Origin of the sequence: Alcaligenes sp. DN25, from assembly GCF_023674485.1 — a bacterium.
GTDB classification, from domain to species: Bacteria; Pseudomonadota; Gammaproteobacteria; order Burkholderiales; family Burkholderiaceae_B; genus Alcaligenes; species Alcaligenes phenolicus.
In genome coordinates, this window is record NZ_CP098408.1 from 2,856,146 (window position 1) to 2,872,558 (window position 16,413).

Genomic DNA, 16,413 nt, shown 5'->3' on the forward strand with positions numbered 1-16,413 from the left:
TGGCCTACAAATATTGAGGCACCACACAGCCTTTATGCTCGATGTGGTGTGCGAACTCGTCGCGGAAATGCTTAACGAAACTGCGCACCGGCATGGCAGCAGCATCACCCAGGGCGCAAATGGTGCGACCCATGATGTTCTGTGCGATGTCATCGAGCATGTCCAGATCTTCTGGGCGACCTTGACCGTTCTCGATACGATGCACCATGCGCCACAACCAGCCTGTGCCTTCCCGGCACGGCGTGCACTGGCCGCAGCTTTCGTGATAGTAAAAATAGGACAGGCGCAGCAGGGACTTGACCATGCAACGAGTCTCGTCCATCACGATGACAGCGCCCGAACCCAGCATGGAACCAGCCTTGGCAATGGAGTCATAGTCCAGGTTGGTCGCCATGATGATGTCGGCGGGCAAAACGGGCGAGCTGGAACCACCAGGGATCACAGCTTTCAGTTTGCGACCGTCGCGCATGCCGCCTGCCAATTCCAGCAAGGTGGCAAACGGCGTACCCAGAGGCACTTCGTAGTTACCGGGACGCTCCACGTCGCCAGTAATGGAGAAGATCTTGGTACCGCCCGCATTGGGGATACCCACTTCCAGGTATTCCTGACCGCTGTTGCGCAAAATCCAGGGTACAGCCGCGAAGGTTTCGGTGTTGTTGATGGTCGTCGGCTTGCCGTACAGACCAAAACTGGCCGGGAATGGTGGTTTGAAGCGAGGCTGGCCCTTCTTGCCTTCCAGGGACTCCAGCAGCGCAGTTTCTTCACCGCAAATATAGGCACCGTAACCGTGGAACGCATGCAGCTGGAAGCTGAAATCCGAACCCAGGATCTTGTCACCCAGAAAGCCTGCCGCACGGGCCTGTTCCAGCGCTTCTTCAAAACGCTGATAGATTTCGAACACTTCACCGTGGATGTAGTTGTAGCCCACGGTAATACCCATGGCGTAGGCTGCAATGGCCATGCCTTCGATCACGATGTGCGGGTTGAAACGCAGGATATCGCGGTCTTTGAAAGTGCCGGGTTCGCCCTCGTCGGAGTTACATACCAGGTACTTTTGTCCGGGCAAGCTGCGGGGCATGAAGCTCCACTTCAAACCCGATGGAAAACCTGCACCACCACGACCGCGCAAGGCCGAAGTCTTGACTTCAGCAATCACGTCTTCGGGCTTCATGCCGGTAGTCAGTACTTTACGCAGAGCTTCATAGCCACCACGCTTGACGTACTCTTCCAGGCCCCAGTTGTCGCCGTTCAAACCAGCCAGAATCTGTGGCTGAATATGACGATCATGAAAAATCATGCTGCGCGACAGGTCGCCACCAGGGTTAGGTTCCAATCCCTGTGCGAACTTGCGCAGAATGTCCGGTGCAATCATGCCGATTCTCCGTATGTCTTCAATTCTTCGAGCATGGCATCAATGCGCTCGGCTTCCATGCGCACGCACATATGCTGATTGTTCAGCAGCATGACGGGCGAATCACCACATGAACCCATGCACTCTCCCATGATCAGGGAGAACTGGCCGTCCGCCGTGGTTTCACCGTATTCGATACCCAGTTTCTCTTTCAGGTACTCGCCTGCCTTGACGCCATCACGCAGCGCACAGGGCAAGTTGGTGCAAACGGAAATGGTGACGCGGCCAACGGGCTTGGTGTGGAACATGTTGTAGAAGGTCGCAACCTCCTGCACAGCGATAGGCTCCACGCCAATATATTGAGCCACATCCTCGATAATTTCTGGCGATACCCAGCCTTTTTCCTGCTGGGCAATGGCCAGGGAGGCCATGATGGCAGAGCGACGTTGATCTGCCGGGAACTTGCTCAGTTCCTTATCTATCTGTTGGTAGGCTTTTTCGGAAAGCAACATAATTCGGTTCCGTTTTTCCAGGCGCGACCTTAGCGGTCGATCTCGCCAAACACAATGTCCTGCGTGCCGATGATCGTTACCGCGTCGGCAATCATGTGACCGCGGCTCATTTCATCGAGGGCCTGCAAGTGGACGAAGCCCGGAGCACGGATCTTCATGCGGTAAGGCTTGTTACCGCCGTCAGATACCAGATAAATGCCAAACTCGCCCTTGGGATGCTCCACACCGGCATACACTTCGCCAGTAGGCACGTGCATACCTTCGGAGAACAGTTTGAAATGGTGGATCAAGTCCTCCATCCCGGTTTTCATGCGTTCGCGCGATGGCGGCGCCACTTTGTGGTTATCCGTGATGACAGGACCGGGGTTGTTGCGCAGCCACTGTACACACTGACGGATGATGCGGTTGCTCTCGCGCATTTCCGCGATACGAACAAGGTAACGGTCGTAAGAGTCACCGTTGCGACCCACAGGAATATCAAATTCGACGCGATCATAGACTTCGTAGGGCTGCATCTTGCGCAGATCCCACTCCACGCCCGAACCACGCAGCATGGGGCCGGTAAAGCCCAGCGCCTTGGCACGATCAGGATCGACCACGCCCACGCCCACCAGACGCTGCTTCCAGATACGGTTATCGGTCAGCAGGGTTTCGTATTCGTCGACACAAGTGGGGAAACGGTTGGTGAAGTCTTCGATGAAATCCAGCAAAGAACCCGAACGCGCTTCGTTCATGGCTTTCAGTTCTTTGTCGGAGCGGTATTTGTTGGCCTTGTACTGAGGCATGGTGCCGGGCAGATCGCGGTAAACGCCACCTGGACGGTAGTAGGCCGCGTGCAAACGGGCGCCGGAAACCGCTTCGTAGCAGTCCATCAGGTCTTCACGTTCACGGAAGGCGTACAGGAACACAGCCATGGCACCCACGTCCAGCGCATGCGAACCGACCGACATCAGGTGGTTCAGGATGCGGGTGATCTCGTCAAACATGACGCGGATGTATTGGGCACGCAACGGCACCTCAACACCGACCAGACGCTCCACGGCCATACAGTAAGCGTGCTCGTTGACCATCATGGACACATAGTCCAGACGATCCATGTATGGCAGGGTTTGCAGGAAAGTGCGGTGCTCGGCCAGCTTTTCGGTGGCGCGATGCAACAAACCAATATGGGGGTCAGCACGCTGAATGACTTCGCCGTCCAGCTCAAGCACCAAACGCAACACACCGTGTGCGGCTGGGTGCTGAGGACCAAAGTTCAGGGTGTAGTTTTGAATTTCTGCCATGATGCTTATCGCCCAATTCCGTAATCGTCCTCGCGCACCACTCGTGGCGTGATTTCACGCGGCTCAATGGTGACGGGCTGGTAAATGACCCGCTTCTGCTCGGTGTCATAGCGCATTTCGACGTAGCCGGAGATGGGGAAGTCTTTGCGGAACGGATGACCGATGAAACCATAGTCGGTCAGGATGCGACGCAGATCAGGGTGGTTCTCGAAAATAATGCCGTATAGGTCAAACGCCTCGCGCTCGAACCAGTTCACCGACGGCCAGACCTCGAACAGGGTTGGCAAAGCGGGGAAATCGTCGTTGGGCACAAAGCAGCGCACACGCAGGCGCCAGTTGTGCTTCAAGGACATCAGGTGCAGTACGACGGCAAAGCGATGGGGAAACTGAGCCGATGCAGCCTGATAGGTAGGCGCTTTCCAGGCGGAATAATCAATCCCGCACAAGTCGATACAGGTCTCAAAGCGCAGATCAGCGTGGTCGCGAAGCAATGTGCAAGTGTCGACCCATGCATCAGCGGGCACTTCCAAAGTGAGTTCATTGCGCGCTTGCGTCAACGCAGCCTGCTCGCCAAGGATAGAGAGCAAGTTGGTTTTTAAAGTTTCTAGCCGTGTCATAGTCTTGTTTAGCCTGTTCTAACCGTTCAGCGTGCGATGGTATTGGTCAAACGGATCTTGTTCTGCATCTGCAGCAAGCCGTAAACCAAAGCCTCAGCAGTCGGAGGGCAGCCTGGCACATACACATCTACCGGCACGATGCGATCACAGCCGCGAACGACCGAGTAGGAGTAGTGGTAGTAACCGCCACCGTTGGCACAGGAGCCCATGGAAACGACCCAGCGTGGCTCGGCCATCTGGTCGTACACCTTACGCAAGGCGGGTGCCATCTTGTTGCACAGGGTGCCCGCCACAATCATCAAGTCAGATTGACGTGGGCTGGGACGGAAAATAATGCCGAATTGGTCCAGATCATAACGAGCTGCACCAGCGTGCATCATTTCCACTGCACAACAGGCCAGACCAAATGTCATGGGCCACATGGACCCTGTTTTTGCCCAGTTCAGAAACTTGTCTGCACTGGTCGTCACAAAACCTTCTTTGAGAATGCCGTCGATAGCCATAGTAGTTGCCTTTTGCCGGATCAGACCCTGGGAAGCCCCGGCCTATCCTGTTGCTGACCAAACCCGCTGTCATCAAGACGCATCCTCGTGCCCCTTATGCCCAGCAGCAGACGCGAAAACCCCTAGCAGGGTTCTCTATGGATGGGTTTACTCCCAGTCCAGAGCGCCTTTTTTCCATTCGTAGATAAAACCGACCGTCAAAACGGCCAGGAACGCCATAACGGTCCAGAAACCGACCAGGCCTACTGTTCCATTGGCCATGGCCCAGGGAAACAGAAAAGCGATTTCCAGATCGAACATGATGAACAGAATCGCGATCAGGTAGTAACGAATGTCCACCTTCATGCGCGAATCACCGAATGCTTCAAAACCGCATTCGTAAGGAGAGAGCTTTTCAGCATCGGGCCGGTTTGGACCGAGCACTCGACCGACTAAAAGTAGAGCCAGGCCAATCCCAGTGGCGACGATGATAAATAGCAAAACGGGAAAGTACTCTTGCAGGTTCATGCAAAGCATCCAATCGCAGTAAATAAACTCTTGGATTGTAGCATTTTGAGAGCACAGTTTTGGGGGATAACCCCAAACCATTACATCTATGCAAGGGTGTTGCACCCATGCCGCAAAAACTGTCAGCTACCTGACCAAAAACCCTTCAACTATTGATTATTTAATTTATTAAGGGTTGCGATTTCAAGCACCAATCAATTATCTTACCCGCTTTTGTAAGGAAAATGTCAGCCACAACAGCCAGGAAAACGATTTTTCGCGCTTATTTTGTAAGCAAGACAAACAAGACCGAGCAGTCGGAATAGCAGATAGGCAAGCACACCACACAACCGGTTCGGCCACCAGGCACAGCGAACCTCAGCATCACCTCATTCAACAGATCCGCACGCACACAAACCGCAAGAGCGAGGACAAACACATACCAACAACCCTAGAAGCAACAGTTTCAAACCAGCCCAAGAGCAGCAACCCAAACAGACTGACCTGAACACCTCAGATAACTAGCAATAAAAAAGCCATCCCGAAGGATGGCTTTTTATACTTCTTCAGCTCAAGCAAGCCCGAAGACTTGCTCATCGCGATGCGTAGACATGCTACGCAAATCGATTAGAACTGGTGACGCAGACCAACGCCGATCAAAGTCGACTTAGCATCAGGCATGAAGTACACGTTCTTGGCGTAGGAACCAATTGCGTACACGTTCGTGCGCTTGCTCAGTGGGTGGCTGTAACCCAGGCTGAATGTGTGCTGCTTCTTCATTTCCCAAGAACCGGTGGAGTTCGTGAAGGTATCAGGAGCAGTGCGAGGATCGGCCATTGTCCAAGAACCCATGATCGAGCCGGCGCCAACAGGTGCGGACAGACCAACCAGGTAGGAGTTAACTTTCAGACCCTTACCCAGGAAAGCTTGCTGGTTCAGCTCGCCGAAAGTTTGACCTTCGAACAGGCCGTTACGAGTTTGACCGAAAGCCAAGTAAGCTTTCACAACTTCAAAGTCGTAGCTACCACCAATGTTCCAAGACTTGACGGTCGTGTCCTGACCACCGTTGTAAGTGGCACCAACAACTTGACCACCAGCAGTAACTGGGGTCAGACCACGGTTACGGATTTGGTCGTAGGTAACAGCCAAGCCAACTGGGCCGTTAGCGTAACGCAGACCGGTAGTGATGGCTTGTTTGTTGAAGTCTTTGGAGTTAGCAGTACCACCACCAACCAATGGCAGATCCTTGTCCCACGACTGTTTGCCGTTGCCATTGAAGGAGTAACCAACGCCGAACTGGAAGCCGGAGAAGTTAGGGGTTTGGTACATGACCATGTTGTCGTAACGAACGGTGTTGGCGGATGTGAATGCGCCACCGATGTTAGCTTGGTCGAAGCCACCACCGAAAGGATCAGCAACAGCGCTCAGGTACTTGGAAGCGATGTTGGTTTGACGACCGAAGTCCAGTTGACCCCAGCTGTCGCCAGCCAGACCCAGAGTGGCTTGACGACCGAACAGACGGCCACCTTGAGCGGAGTTACCGGTACCCAGATCAAAGCCGCTTTCCAGAACGAACACAGCGCGCAGACCGTCGCCCAGATCTTCGGAACCCTTCAGGCCCCAACGGTTGCCGGACTGAATGCCGTTGATCAGACCAGTACGCTTGGAGTTGATTTCTGCGCCTTGGCCGTTGCTGGAATAACCTTCAGTGCCTTTAACTTTTTGGTAACCAATACCAGCGTCCAGAATACCGTACAGGGTGACAGACGTTTCTGCGTGTGCGACGCCAGCGAAGCCGGCCATCAGAGCAGCAGCGAGCAGAGTCTTTTTCATGTAAGAAATCTCCGTAGATTTGAGTAAATCAGAGCAGCCCAACTACAACAGTGCTGCTGCTCTTTCTAACTCCGCGATGGGAAGTTAACGCTATTGCATCAAAATTCCCGTCGCTTGACTACGAAACCCTTCGGAAACGTGAATCTTTGTGCACAGCTTGTTGGCTATACACAACAAAAACCCACTTGAAGCCGCTTTCCATGCCGCCTTGAACAAGCACGACAATTAGCAGGCTAAAGCCGGAATCTTCTTAAGAACTTGCTTTAAGTGATCCGAGCAATCGGTTGCCAATGCTGGTTTTCTGCAAATAAGGCAAAAAATGAAATCAGCACCGAAAAAGACAAGATCGCCGACCCCAGCCTATCGAGAGCCAAAGCCGGCCACTCAATCCATTTGATAAATTCCCACATTATGGGAATTCACAGCAACATGGGATTCAGCATTCACTGACCCGGTTCAATCACTTTTCAGACAATCAAGACCAAGTCTTGAAAATCACAACACAAGCAATTTACACAAGACGGCAAAACGCCCAAAAAATGGCAAAAAAAAACCTGCCCTTTGTCAGGATCAGGTTTTATTTCCAGGCTCCGCAATCGCAGAACTTTTCAACTTTTTGTTTGGTGCCGACGACGAGACTCGAACTCGTACAGCTTTCGCCACTACCCCCTCAAGATAGCGTGTCTACCAATTCCACCACGTCGGCAAGCAATCAAGACAGCGATATTAGCATGACGAAAGTAAAGCTGTCAGTACAAAACAGCCCAAAACACCTAAAAAAGCACGTACACAGGCATATTCCACACAAACAACGCCAAATAGACAAAGCCCGCCATTAGAGGCGGGCTTTGATATCGTATTTTCCGATCCTGCTTGTGATCTTTACCGCCTTCTATATATAGAGCAGCATTGAAGTCCCAAACAGATCGAACTTACTCAGCAGCAGGAACCGCAGGAGCGCTTTGCTCAGGAGTTGCCGAAGGAACTGCAGCTGGCACAGAGGCGTCAGGGGCCGGAACCGAAGCTGCACCCGATGGAGCTGCGCCAGGAACAGACGATTCGTAACCTTGCATCACCCCCGCATCTACTTTCTGCGCAGGATGATGAGCAACCCAAGCCAAACCACCGGTGGACACAAAAAAGACGATTGCCGCCCATTTGGTCATGCGCGACAAAAAGTTCGCCGCACCTGCCGCACCAAACACACTCCCTGCCGAGCCGCCACCAAAGGCCGAGCCCATATCAGCGCCCTTGCCTTGCTGCAGCAGAACCAGACCAATAATCAACAGCGAGGAGATAACCTGCACCGCCATCAGAACGGAAGACATCCAATCTTGCATTTAAAGACTCCAGACCCTTTAAGCGGCCACAATACGTAAAAATTCTTGCGCATCCAAAGATGCACCACCCACCAAGGCACCATCAATATCCGGCATGGCGAACAGCTCGGCGGCATTATCCGCCTTCACGCTGCCACCGTACAAAATACGCAACTGATCCGACTCCATATAGGCACGAATCTGTTGATGCATTTGCTGCGCTTGCTCCGGCGTTGCAGTCAGGCCCGTACCAATAGCCCAGACCGGCTCATACGCCAGGACCAGTTTGGATACCACTTCAGCCCCAAGAGCCTTAATGGGTTCAAGCTGATCTTGCACCACACAGGTTTCCTGCCCCGCCTCACGATCGGCCAACTGCTCGCCAATACAGACAATAGGCGTCAAGCCCGCATCCAGTGCCGCAACAACTTTGGCGGCAACCTGAGCGCTACTTTCCTGGTGATACTGACGGCGTTCGGAATGCCCGACAATCACCCAGCGACAGCCGATATCAGCCAGCATTGCCGCCGAGATTTCCCCAGTGTATGCACCCTTGGCGTGGACACTGACATCTTGAGCACCGACCGCTATGGTCGAATCTTTCAAGATACCTGCCACCTGAGGCAAATACACATAAGGAACGCATACAAGCACATCACAATCTGCCTGCACACCAGGCTGAACGAGCAGTTCTTGCAGCAGACGGCTGTTGCCATCAAGCGAGCCATTTAATTTCCAATTACCCGCAACCAGTCGTTTACGCGAAGAATGTACGCTCATTGCTCCCTTGATGCCAGTCAAAAAGTTACACCAACGCCCACAATCAAGGCGCAGCTAACCGGCTATTGTAGCGCGTGCTAATCCATTTCGCGCATATTTGACAGAAAATTCGTTTCAGAACGGCAAGAAAAAGGGTGGCTATGCCACCCTTGCTGCTTTTATGGAACAAGAATGATCTTGCCCACCTGCTCACCCGCCTCCATCATGGCATGCGCTTCGCTCGCCTTTTCCAAGGGGAAAGTGGCATGAATCAAGGGACGTACCTGCCCTGCTTCCAGCAAAGGCCAGACACGCTCTTTCAGAGCCTGCGCCAGTTGCGCCTTGAACTCGACAGAGCGGGACCGCAAGGTTGAGCCGGTAATAGTCAGGCGACGACGCAGAATCTCCCCACAATTAATCGTGGCCTTCACCCCACCTAGCAAAGCAATAATGACGATACGGCCGTCATCGGCCAGACACGTCAAATCCCGGTTGATGTAGTCGCCAGAGACCATATCCAGAATCACATCAACACCACGGCCGCCTGTTTTGCTTTTGATGACGTCTTCGTAAACTTCGGTTTTATAGTTGATGCCGATCCCGCCCAAGCGATTAATGGCCTCCACGCGTTCATCACTGCCTGCCGTGGCATATACCGTATGCCCCAAAGCCACCGCCAACTGGATAGCTGTTGTTCCAATTCCGCTTGCACCGCCATGAACCAGCAGGGTTTCACCCTTGCTCAACTGACCACGGTCGAACACATTGCTCCAGACAGTGAAGAAAGTTTCTGGCAGCCCCGCCGCCTCCAGCAAGCTGAAACCCGCAGGAATAGGCAAGCACTGCTGTACTGGCACCACACAATATTCGGCATAGCCACCACCAGTGACCAACGCACAGACCTGATCCCCAATCTTGAACCCACTGCCCTGCACATCGCCCGATACGATTTCACCGGCCAGTTCCAGGCCGGGAATATCAGAGGCACCAGCCGGTGGCGGGTAAGCGCCTGCTCGTTGCAAGACATCCGGACGGTTCACGCCCGCCGCCAGCACCTTGACCAGCACTTCACCAGGACCTGTTTGTGGCATGGGGCGCTCGCCCACTCGCAACACTTCCGGCTTTCCAAACTCGGTAATTTCAACAGCTCGCATACCTACTCCCTGATATCTAGACTATTTTTCCAGCGCGGCTGCAAGCACAAACCATAAGCAGCCGCCTTACCTGCTGCAATCTATCACAGGCACTGGCATCAACGCCCTATTCCAGCCATGAAAACAGATTATTTCGATGACGCTAGCAAATTTATACGTTACACTTTAAGGCTTTCCTGGCCTCCGTGCTTTTTTGTGCATGTGACTTATCAGGAAGAAAAGCCCAACAGACAGGAAGCGTGCCAGAGCGGTTGAATGGACCGGTCTTGAAAACCGGCGATGGGGTAACCCATCCGTGAGTTCGAATCTCACCGCTTCCGCCATCATCTCCCGCTGCATCCATGGCGGAATTGGTAGACGCAAGGGACTTAAAATCCCTCGATCTTTGATCGTGCCGGTTCGATTCCGGCTGGATGCACCAAATATTCACGATAGCAGGCAGATCTCTTTACCCACCATAAAAACCTCGGTTTTTATTCGCTCGTGACAAATAAGTACCAATCAAGAAAGCTCGCTTCAAAGCGGGCTTTTTTGCGTCCTGCCTGAAAACCCAATCCAATCCATCACCCCGCAAGCACCACCTGAACCTGACCGACTGTTTATCCCCCCGCTCCGTAAGTAAAGCCTCTCCAGCTCCTCCAGGACCGAAACTGCTCCCAAGAAGCAAACAGATCAAAAATAGCGAACCAACAACAAGCAAAGTCACAGTTACATTCACAGTCACAGCCATAACTACAACTACAACTACAACTACAACTACAACTACAACTACAACTACAACTACAACTACAACTACAACTAAGGCTACGGCTACGGCTGAAACCACAGGCATAACAAGCACAGGTACAGGTACAGGTACAGGTACAGGTACAGGTACAGGTACAGGTACAGGTACAGGTACAGCACCAACATATTACCCTCCAGCTCTTGGCACAACCCGATACGCAGCCATGTTCCCAAAAAGCAGCCAAACGCAAAAAACCCGCCTTTCGGCGGGTTTCTCTTCAAGCAGACTGCAAGCGCTATCAGGAAGCAGCAGGAGCAGCTGGACCGCCTTGAGCTTCGATACCGCCGATAGCCTTGATCGACAGACGCAGACGACCTTTCTCGTCAGCTTCGATGACCTTGACCTTAACAACCTGACCTACTTTCAGCACGTCATTGATATTGGCGATACGGTAGTTGGCAATCTCGGAGATATGCAGCAAGCCGTCACGGCCTGGCAGCACTTGCACAATCGCGCCAAAGTCCAGCAAACGCATCACAGGACCTTCGTATTCTTGACCCACTTCCACTTCAGCGGTCAGCTCTTTAATACGGCGCTCGGCTTCGCGGGCCTTGTCCAGATCGGCGCTGGCGATCGTGATGGTGCCGTCATCCGAAATATCGATCTGTGTACCGGTTTCTTCGGTCAGGGCACGGATGGTTGCACCACCCTTACCAATCACGTCACGAATCTTCTCGGGGTTGATCTTCACGGTCAGCATGCGAGGCGCGAATTCGGACATCTCGGTACGGGAACCGTCGATGGACTCTTTCATCTTGCCCAGGATGTGCATACGGCCTTCGTGAGCCTGAGCCAATGCAACCTGCATGATTTCCTTGGTGATGCCCTGGATCTTGATGTCCATCTGCAAAGCAGTAATACCTTTCTCGGTACCGGCAACCTTGAAATCCATATCGCCCAGGTGATCTTCGTCACCCAGAATGTCGGTCAGCACAGCAAACTTGTTGCCTTCCTTGATCAGACCCATGGCCACACCAGCCACGTGATCCTGCACAGGCACACCAGCGTCCATCATGGACAGGGAGCCACCACACACCGATGCCATGGAGGAGGAACCGTTGGATTCAGTAATCTCGGACACCACGCGGATGGAGTACTGGAAATCTTCAGCGGCTGGCAGCAAGGGAGTCAAAGCACGCTTGGCCAGACGACCGTGACCGATTTCACGACGCTTGGGAGCGCCGAAACGGCCAGCTTCGCCAGTGGCGAATGGAGGCATGTTGTAGTGCATCATGAAGCGATCGCGGTACTCGCCCATAATCGAATCAATGATCTGCTCGTCTTGCTTGGTACCCAGAGTGGTGACCACCAATGCCTGAGTTTCGCCACGCGTGAACAAGGCGCTACCGTGAGCACGGGGCAGAACGCCCAGACGGATGCTGATAGGACGAACGGTACGGGTGTCACGACCATCAATACGGGACTCGCCGCTCAAGATACGCGAACGCACGATCTTGCTTTCCAGGTCGAACATCATGTTTTCGACGGCAACCATATCAGGCTGATCCTGACCGGCGGCTTCAGCTTGAGCCTTGACCGTTTCTTTAACCTGAGCGTAAACAGCGCGCACTTGCTCGGTACGAGCTTGTTTTTCGCGAGTCTGGTAGGCCTGTGTCAGACCTTCTTCGGCAGCAGCGGTTACCGCAGCCAACAGGCTTTCATTAACAGCAGCAGGCTGCCAATCCCACTCCGGCTTGCCAGCTTCTTCAACCAGTTCATGAATGCAGTTGATGGCTGCTTGCATTTGCTCGTGAGCAAACACCACACCACCCAGCATGACTTCTTCGGACAATTGCTTGGCTTCAGACTCAACCATCAGCACAGCCTGCTCGGTACCAGCCACAACCAGATCCAGAGCCGAAGATTTCAGCTGAGTAGCGGATGGGTTCAGCACGTACTGACCATCAATGTAACCCACACGGGCAGCGCCCACAGGACCGTTGAAAGGAATGCCGGAAATAGCCAGGGCAGCCGAGGCGCCGATCATGGCAGCGATATCAGGATCAATTTCAGGGTTGACCGATACCGTGTGAATGATGACCTGAACTTCGTTGTAGAAGCCTTCAGGAAACAGAGGACGCAGTGGACGGTCGATCAGGCGGGAGATCAGGATCTCGCGCTCGGATTGGCGGCCTTCACGCTTGAAGAAACCACCAGGGATCTTGCCAGCGGAGTAGGTTTTTTCGACGTAATCAACGGTCAGCGGGAAGAAGTCCTGACCTGCTTTCGCTTCGCTTTTGCCAACAACAGTGGCCAACACAACAGTGTCTTCAATCGAAACCAGCACGGCACCTGACGCCTGACGTGCGATTTCGCCGGTTTCCAGAACGACGGTATGTTCGCCGTACTGGAAAGACTTGGTGACTTTATTGAACATTAGGAGAATCCTTACAATAAAAAAACCGTGCACACAGCGAAACCAGTTCGCCGAATGCACGGTTGTTTAGCGGGGAGCCAGCCCCGGTATCACTTACGCAGACCGAGTTTTTCGATCAAAGCACGGTAAGCGTCTGGATTACGACCTTTCAGGTAATCCAGCAATTTGCGACGACGGCTAACCATGCGCAACAGACCACGACGGGAGTGGTGATCTTTGTTGTGAGCCTTGAAGTGGCCGGTCAATTCGTTGATGCGAGCGGTCAGCAAAGCCACTTGCACTTCTGGGGAGCCTGTATCGCCTTGTTTACGCTGAAACTCGGAAACGATATCGACTTTTTTGATATCTGCAACTGCCATTTTATTTAGCCTCTAAGACTTGCGTTAGGACCGAGGTGCCCTAACGTGTTGAAAATGAGATTGAGTGCACCGGGCCCATCAGGCCAAGTGCAAGCAAACGATTATAACGAAAAACCGGACAAGGCGTTAAGCATTTCGGCCTGCTCGCCTGCCAAAGCCGGGGATTTTAGTTGTTTCCACGCCGAAGTCGTGCCAAAGCACGGGCTCGACGCCAGCGCCAGGCCATCACAAACCAGCCCGACAAGCCATACAGGCAGAACAGGCCAAACAGGAAGACCGGCGGATCCGTAGAGACAAACACGAAGACCAGCACAAAAAGCAGCATGACCCAAAATGGCACGCTACGTCTGATCGCAAAGGACTTGCCGCTGTAGAACGGCGCGTTGGAGACCATGGCCAGGCCGGCATAAATGGTCAAACCAAAGGCAACCCAGGGAATCACATTCACTTGCAGAGACAGCTTGTTGTCCACCGCCAGCCAGACAAAGCCAGCGACCAGCGCAGCGGCTGCCGGGCTGGGCAAGCCTTGGAAAAAGCGCTTGTCGACCACTTCAATATTGGTATTGAAGCGGGCCAGGCGCAGCGCACCACCAGCTACGTAAATAAAGGAAGCCAACCAGCCCCAGCGGCCCAATCCCTGCATGGCCCAGACGTACATGACCAGCGCGGGCGCTGCACCAAAGGAGATCATGTCGGCCATGGAGTCGTACTGCTCGCCAAAGGCGGACTGAGTATTGGTCAAACGAGCAACCCGCCCGTCCATACCATCAAACACCAGCGCCAGGAAAATGGCGATGGCTGCCACCTCAAAGCGGCCATTCATGGCCTGCACAACGGCATAAAAACCCGCGAACAGATTGGCGGTCGTAAATGCGTTGGGCAGAAGATAGATGCTACGCCGACGACGGGTTTCATCATTGAGCAAATTGGGCATAATTTATGCTTTAAGAGTTGTTGCTAAGGACTGAACACTCGAATGTAGCATTGTCCCCAAGGCTACAGAGTGCAAATAATTCCAGCATATATAAGCCAGAGCGAACAGAAATGACCAAGAGGCCTGCGGCCAGGGAGTTCATGGATAAACAGTAGATTTTATCGAACTCGCTTGCGCACCACCCCAACAGGGGCACGATGGTCAAACCAAGCACTGCATTTTATCGCGCCCTCACCGATACGGCTATAAGACGAAAACAAGGCGCTTCCATCCTTTTTTTAGCCCCAGCAGAGGCGCCGCTGAAAGCCAAATTCTTGCAGCAATAAAAAAACCGGCTAACGCCGCAAGACGTCAGCCGGTTCAGGCTCAAGACCAGGGCAGCTTATGAGGTTGCCCCGATATCAAACTTAGTTCTTGGACTTGTCGACCAGCTTGTTAGCGGCGATCCAAGGCATCATGGAGCGCAGCTTGCTACCCACTTGCTCGATCTGCGATTCGGCGTTGATACGACGACGCGAGATCAGGGTAGGAGCGCCTGCGGCGTTTTCCAGGATGAAGTTCTTGGCGTACACGCCGGTCTGGATGTCTTCCAGGCACTGGCGCATGGCTTTGCGGGTTTCGTCGGTAACAATCTTCGGACCGGTCTCGTATTCGCCGTATTCGGCGTTGTTGGAGATCGAGTAGTTCATGTTGGCGATACCGCCTTCGTAGATCAGGTCCACGATCAACTTCAGTTCGTGCAAGCACTCGAAGTAAGCCATTTCAGGAGCGTAACCAGCCTCAACCAGCGTGTCGAAACCAGCCTTGATCAGCTCAACCGCACCACCGCACAGAACAGCCTGTTCACCGAACAAGTCGGTTTCGGTTTCTTCGCGGAAGTTGGTTTCGATGATACCGGCACGGCCACCGCCGTTAGCCGATGCGTAAGACAGAGCTACGTCGCGAGCAGCGCCGGTCTTGTCCTGGTAAACAGCGATCAGGTGAGGAACGCCGCCGCCTTGGCTGTAGGTGCCACGCACAGTGTGACCAGGAGCCTTGGGAGCAATCATGATGACGTCGATATCGTCACGTGGCACAACTTGGCCGTAGTGAACGTTAAAGCCGTGAGCAAATGCCAGAGCGGCGCCGGGCTTGATGTTTTCAGCAACCTGGTTGCGGTAAACCTCAGCAATGTTTTCGTCAGGCAACAAGATCATGACGACATCAGCGCTCTTGACGGCTTCAGCCACTTCCTGAACTTTCAGGCCAGCGTTCTCGGCTTTGCTCCAGGAAGCGCCGCCTTTGCGCAGACCAACAACCACGTTAACGCCGGACTCGTGCAGATTCAGGGCGTGAGCGTGGCCTTGCGAGCCGTAACCGATGATGGCAACGGTCTTGCCTTTGATCAGGGAAAGATCACAATCCTTGTCGTAGAAAACTTTCATTTCAGGTGCTCCAAATTTAATAATTTCGCTTAAACAGCAATTCGAGAATGGCCGCTCATGCAGCAGCGGCACAAAAAGGACCTTGACTCATTACTTTCAGAACAGGGCCACCGCGGTCTACACAGCGTCAGGCCGTGTTTACCCTTTATAAGGAGCTGCCTTAAAAAGCAGCTCCTTGAATAAAAGCGGTAATTATGTCCTGAAAAAGCCTTGGCTTACAGCTTTAAGACTCGTTCGCCACGGCTGACACCAGAGACCCCGGTGCGCACTGTTTCAAGAATGGCCGTACGATCCAGCGCATTGATGAAAGCAGCAATTTTGTCTTGAACACCGGTCAATTCGATGGTGTATGTCTTGTCCGTAACATCAATGATGCGACCGCGGAAAATATCCGCCATGCGCTTCATCTCTTCACGTTCCTTGCCCACCGCCCGCACTTTGATCAGCATGAGTTCACGCTCGATGTGTGGGCCTTCGGACAGATCCACCACCTTGACCACGTCAACCAGACGGTTCAAGTGCTTGGTGATCTGCTCGATGACGTCGTCCGCCCCTCGGGTAACGATAGTCATGCGAGACAGGGTGTCGTCCTCGGTTGGAGCAACCGTCAAGGTCTCGATGTTATAGCCACGGGCCGAAAACAGGCCGACCACACGGGACAGTGCGCCGGGCTCGTTTTCCAGAAGGATAGAAATGACGTGTTTCATGATTCTCT

15 protein-coding genes and 3 tRNA genes are annotated in these 16,413 nt (G+C 53.4%); 2 read left to right on the forward strand and 16 right to left on the reverse strand.

Annotation, left to right across the window (positions count from 1 at the left end):
• Positions 1–4: 4 nt before the first annotated feature.
• From nuoF to NBV64_RS13365, 11 genes are all read right to left on the reverse strand, one after another.
• A complete protein-coding gene (nuoF, locus tag NBV64_RS13315; protein WP_009456684.1) occupies positions 5–1,372 on the reverse strand; it encodes an NADH-quinone oxidoreductase subunit NuoF in 1,368 nt (455 codons plus the stop codon).
• Positions 1,369–1,863, reverse strand: a complete 495-nt coding sequence (nuoE, locus tag NBV64_RS13320) for an NADH-quinone oxidoreductase subunit NuoE (protein ID WP_021446890.1) — start codon at positions 1,861–1,863, stop codon at positions 1,369–1,371. Before nuoE ends, nuoF begins: the two co-directional genes overlap by 4 nt.
• 29 nt (positions 1,864–1,892) lie before the next feature.
• Entirely contained in the window at positions 1,893–3,146 is a 1,254-nt protein-coding gene (locus tag NBV64_RS13325) for an NADH-quinone oxidoreductase subunit D (protein ID WP_009456688.1), read from the reverse strand.
• 5 nt (positions 3,147–3,151) lie between these two features.
• Complete coding sequence (locus NBV64_RS13330; protein ID WP_009456690.1) at positions 3,152–3,763, reverse strand: NADH-quinone oxidoreductase subunit C; 612 nt, start codon at positions 3,761–3,763, stop codon at positions 3,152–3,154.
• Positions 3,764–3,789: 26 nt separating this feature from the next.
• Positions 3,790–4,266, reverse strand: coding sequence for a NuoB/complex I 20 kDa subunit family protein (locus tag NBV64_RS13335; protein WP_003801059.1), 477 nt, complete (start codon positions 4,264–4,266; stop codon positions 3,790–3,792).
• Positions 4,267–4,413: 147 nt separating this feature from the next.
• A complete protein-coding gene (locus NBV64_RS13340) occupies positions 4,414–4,773 on the reverse strand; it encodes an NADH-quinone oxidoreductase subunit A (protein ID WP_003801061.1) in 360 nt (119 codons plus the stop codon).
• A 606-nt stretch (positions 4,774–5,379) separates the two neighbouring features.
• Positions 5,380–6,585: a porin gene (locus NBV64_RS13345; RefSeq protein ID WP_250755925.1), complete on the reverse strand. Its 1,206-nt coding sequence runs from the start codon at positions 6,583–6,585 to the stop codon at positions 5,380–5,382.
• 621 nt (positions 6,586–7,206) lie between these two features.
• Positions 7,207–7,291, reverse strand: a tRNA-Leu gene (locus NBV64_RS13350).
• A gap of 226 nt (positions 7,292–7,517) precedes the next feature.
• Positions 7,518–7,925 (reverse strand): preprotein translocase subunit SecG, encoded by a 408-nt coding sequence (gene secG, locus NBV64_RS13355; protein ID WP_009456694.1) that lies wholly within the window; start codon positions 7,923–7,925, stop codon positions 7,518–7,520.
• A gap of 18 nt (positions 7,926–7,943) precedes the next feature.
• Entirely contained in the window at positions 7,944–8,684 is a 741-nt protein-coding gene (tpiA, locus tag NBV64_RS13360) for a triose-phosphate isomerase (protein WP_250755926.1), read from the reverse strand.
• 158 nt (positions 8,685–8,842) lie between these two features.
• Complete coding sequence (locus tag NBV64_RS13365; protein WP_250755927.1) at positions 8,843–9,817, reverse strand: NAD(P)H-quinone oxidoreductase; 975 nt, start codon at positions 9,815–9,817, stop codon at positions 8,843–8,845.
• 233 nt (positions 9,818–10,050) lie between these two features.
• On the opposite strand from NBV64_RS13365, the gene NBV64_RS13370 reads away from it, so the two are divergent.
• Together NBV64_RS13370 and NBV64_RS13375 are read left to right on the forward strand one after the other, a co-directional pair.
• Positions 10,051–10,140: transfer RNA gene (locus NBV64_RS13370), tRNA-Ser, on the forward strand.
• Between the two features lie 12 nt (positions 10,141–10,152).
• Positions 10,153–10,238 (forward strand) — tRNA-Leu (locus tag NBV64_RS13375).
• Between the two features lie 604 nt (positions 10,239–10,842).
• On the opposite strand, the gene pnp is transcribed toward NBV64_RS13375, so the two are convergent.
• From pnp to ilvN, 5 genes are all read right to left on the reverse strand, one after another.
• Positions 10,843–12,981 (reverse strand): polyribonucleotide nucleotidyltransferase, encoded by a 2,139-nt coding sequence (gene pnp / locus NBV64_RS13380; protein WP_009456700.1) that lies wholly within the window; start codon positions 12,979–12,981, stop codon positions 10,843–10,845.
• A gap of 89 nt (positions 12,982–13,070) precedes the next feature.
• Positions 13,071–13,340, reverse strand: a complete 270-nt coding sequence (rpsO, locus tag NBV64_RS13385; RefSeq protein WP_003801068.1) for a 30S ribosomal protein S15 — start codon at positions 13,338–13,340, stop codon at positions 13,071–13,073.
• A 166-nt stretch (positions 13,341–13,506) separates the two neighbouring features.
• Positions 13,507–14,274, reverse strand: a complete 768-nt coding sequence (gene pssA / locus NBV64_RS13390; protein WP_250755928.1) for a CDP-diacylglycerol--serine O-phosphatidyltransferase — start codon at positions 14,272–14,274, stop codon at positions 13,507–13,509.
• A gap of 407 nt (positions 14,275–14,681) precedes the next feature.
• The gene (gene ilvC, locus NBV64_RS13395; protein ID WP_009456705.1) at positions 14,682–15,698 is read right to left on the reverse strand and encodes a ketol-acid reductoisomerase; all 1,017 of its coding nucleotides are present in this window, start codon (positions 15,696–15,698) and stop codon (positions 14,682–14,684) included.
• 215 nt (positions 15,699–15,913) lie between these two features.
• Positions 15,914–16,405 (reverse strand): acetolactate synthase small subunit, encoded by a 492-nt coding sequence (gene ilvN, locus NBV64_RS13400; protein ID WP_003801075.1) that lies wholly within the window; start codon positions 16,403–16,405, stop codon positions 15,914–15,916.
• Between the last annotated feature and the right edge of the window lie 8 nt (positions 16,406–16,413).

Coding starts and splice junctions, on each gene's coding strand:
- NBV64_RS13330 (WP_009456690.1), bottom strand. CDS start 3,763: ATGACACGGCTAGAAACTTTAAAAACCAACTTGCTCTCTATCCTTGGC.
- ilvC (WP_009456705.1), bottom strand. CDS start 15,698: ATGAAAGTTTTCTACGACAAGGATTGTGATCTTTCCCTGATCAAAGGC.
- NBV64_RS13365 (WP_250755927.1), bottom strand. CDS start 9,817: ATGCGAGCTGTTGAAATTACCGAGTTTGGAAAGCCGGAAGTGTTGCGA.
- rpsO (WP_003801068.1), bottom strand. CDS start 13,340: ATGGCAGTTGCAGATATCAAAAAAGTCGATATCGTTTCCGAGTTTCAG.
- nuoE (WP_021446890.1), bottom strand. CDS start 1,863: ATGTTGCTTTCCGAAAAAGCCTACCAACAGATAGATAAGGAACTGAGC.
- nuoF (WP_009456684.1), bottom strand. CDS start 1,372: ATGATTGCACCGGACATTCTGCGCAAGTTCGCACAGGGATTGGAACCT.
- NBV64_RS13325 (WP_009456688.1), bottom strand. CDS start 3,146: ATGGCAGAAATTCAAAACTACACCCTGAACTTTGGTCCTCAGCACCCA.
- tpiA (WP_250755926.1), bottom strand. CDS start 8,684: ATGAGCGTACATTCTTCGCGTAAACGACTGGTTGCGGGTAATTGGAAA.
- NBV64_RS13335 (WP_003801059.1), bottom strand. CDS start 4,266: ATGGCTATCGACGGCATTCTCAAAGAAGGTTTTGTGACGACCAGTGCA.
- NBV64_RS13345 (WP_250755925.1), bottom strand. CDS start 6,585: ATGAAAAAGACTCTGCTCGCTGCTGCTCTGATGGCCGGCTTCGCTGGC.
- pssA (WP_250755928.1), bottom strand. CDS start 14,274: ATGCCCAATTTGCTCAATGATGAAACCCGTCGTCGGCGTAGCATCTAT.
- ilvN (WP_003801075.1), bottom strand. CDS start 16,405: ATGAAACACGTCATTTCTATCCTTCTGGAAAACGAGCCCGGCGCACTG.
- pnp (WP_009456700.1), bottom strand. CDS start 12,981: ATGTTCAATAAAGTCACCAAGTCTTTCCAGTACGGCGAACATACCGTC.
- NBV64_RS13340 (WP_003801061.1), bottom strand. CDS start 4,773: ATGAACCTGCAAGAGTACTTTCCCGTTTTGCTATTTATCATCGTCGCC.
- secG (WP_009456694.1), bottom strand. CDS start 7,925: ATGCAAGATTGGATGTCTTCCGTTCTGATGGCGGTGCAGGTTATCTCC.